Source organism: Hymenobacter agri (assembly GCF_054778495.1).
In genome coordinates, this window is sequence record NZ_BAAGZM010000693.1 from 1 (window position 1) to 2,046 (window position 2,046).

Annotated in this window: 1 protein-coding gene and 1 pseudogene; both read left to right on the top strand. The window is 66.4% G+C overall.

Going from position 1 to position 2,046, the window contains the following annotated elements:
- Nucleotides 1-961: pseudogene (locus tag ACYVDE_RS21125) on the top strand (hypothetical protein); the annotation flags it as partial.
- A 36-nt stretch (nucleotides 962-997) separates the two neighbouring features.
- The coding region (locus ACYVDE_RS21130) for a DUF3857 domain-containing protein (RefSeq protein WP_460503512.1) at nucleotides 998-2,046 on the top strand (1,049 nt) is incomplete at its 3' end.

Sequence of the window (2,046 nt, forward strand, 5' to 3'; positions counted from 1 at the left end):
CAAGGCCTACGATGCCCACCTGGGCACCGCGGCCGATGTGAACCTGCTGCTGATTGCGGCCCTGCGCGGCGCCGGCCTGCCGGCGCATCCGGTGCTGATGAGCACGCGGGCGCATGGTCGCCTCAACCCGGCTATCCCGCTGCTCGACGGCTTCAACTACGTGCTGGCGCTGGTGCCGCTCGATGGCAACCAGGACTTACTGATTGATGCCACCGACCCGCTGCTGCCCTGTGGCGTGCTGCCCGAGCGCTGCCTCAACCAGCAAGGCCGGCTGATGATGCGCGATGCCGCCGCCAGCCGCTGGGTCGACCTCACGCCGGCGCAGCACTACGTGCACTACCAGCAAGTCAACCTGAAGCTGGATGCGCACGGGGGCCTCACGGGCAACGTGCACGAGGAGCACGGCGGCTACGCAGGCGTGCACAGCCGGCGCACGCTTTCCGAGCTGGGCGAGAAGAAGTTTCTGGCCCAAAAAATTGCCTCCCACAGTGGCTGGACGGTGCCCAAGCTCACCGTGTCGGCCCGCGAAGATGTGTCGAAGCCCCTGGGCCTCGACTACGAGTTTGCCCAGCCCGCCGAAGACCAGCCCGCCATTGGCACCTTTTACCTGAGCCCGCTGCGCGAGTTCGATTCCGAGCAAAACCCCTTCCGCCACGACGACCGACTGTTTCCGGTGGATTTCGCGGCACCGCAGGACGAAACCACAATGGTGACCCTGACGCTGCCCGAGGGCTACGAGCTGGCCGAAATGCCCAAGCCGGCCGTGGTGGACCTGCCGGACGGCGGTGGCCGCTTCCTGTACAGCGTGGCGGCCGGGGCGCCCGGCACCGTGCAAATCACCAGCCGCCTGAACCTGCGCAAGGCCGTGTACGCCGCCGCCGAATACACCAACCTGCGCGAGTTCTACCGTCTGATGCTGGAGAAGCAGGGTGAGAAGCTGGTGATTAAAAAGAAAGTTTAGCCTCGTCGTTTCACTATGAAAGCTTTGCTGCCTTTTTTGGCTTTGCTGCCCCTGAGCACTCTCGCGGTGGCCGCGCCGGCCCCCAAATACGCAGTGGCCGACATTCCGGCGGCCCTGCGCGAAGGCGCCCACGCCGTGATTCGCGCCGACGATGAAGTCATCACGGTGAAGTCGGCCAGCCGGCTGGTGCACACCGTGCATCGCGTGATAACGGTGCTCGACAATGCCGGCGACGACCTGGGCCGCTTTGGCGTGGGCTACGACGCCTTACGCACCCTGAGCTACCTGCGTGGCGCCGTGTACGCCGCCGATGGCCGCCTGCTGCATCAGTTGCGGGCCGCCGAGATTAAAGACGAAGGAGTGGGCAACGACGGAGTCAATTTCATGACCGACGTGCGCGTGCGCTACGCCGACCTGCGCCAGCCGCAGGGCCCGTACACGGTGGAGTTCGACTACGAAATCGTGTCAGACAACGCGTTGTTCTATCCCGATTTTCAGCCTCAGGAAGGCGAAGGGGTGGCCGTGGAAGCGGCCACCCTGCGCGTGAGCACGCCCACCGCGCTGCCGCTGCGCTACCAGGAGCGCCAGCTGCCTGCCGGCGTGAAAGTAGACCACAGCACCACGGGCGGCCAGGAAGTATACGAATGGCAGTTGGCTAATCTGGCCGCCATCGACGACGAGGAAAATGCGCCGCCCCTCACCGACCGTACGCCGGCCGTGGTGCTGGCCCCGGGCAATTTTGAGGTACAGGGCCACGCCGGCACTGCCGCCACCTGGCAGGGCCTCGGAAAATGGACCTACGACCTGAACGCCAACCGCGACCAGCTGCCGCCCGACGTCGTTGCCAAAGTGCAGGCCCTCACCAAAGACCTGCCCGATGCCCGGGCCCGCGCCCGCCGCGTGTACGAGCTGCTGCAGGGCAGCACGCGCTATATCTCGGTGCAGCTGGGCCTGGGCGGCTGGCAGACGTTTCCGGCCAGCACCGTGGCCAGCAGCGGCTACGGCGACTGCAAGGCCCTGAGCAACTACACCCGCGCCCTGCTGGCCGCCGCCAACGTGCCGGCTTACCAGGCCCTGGTGGGCGC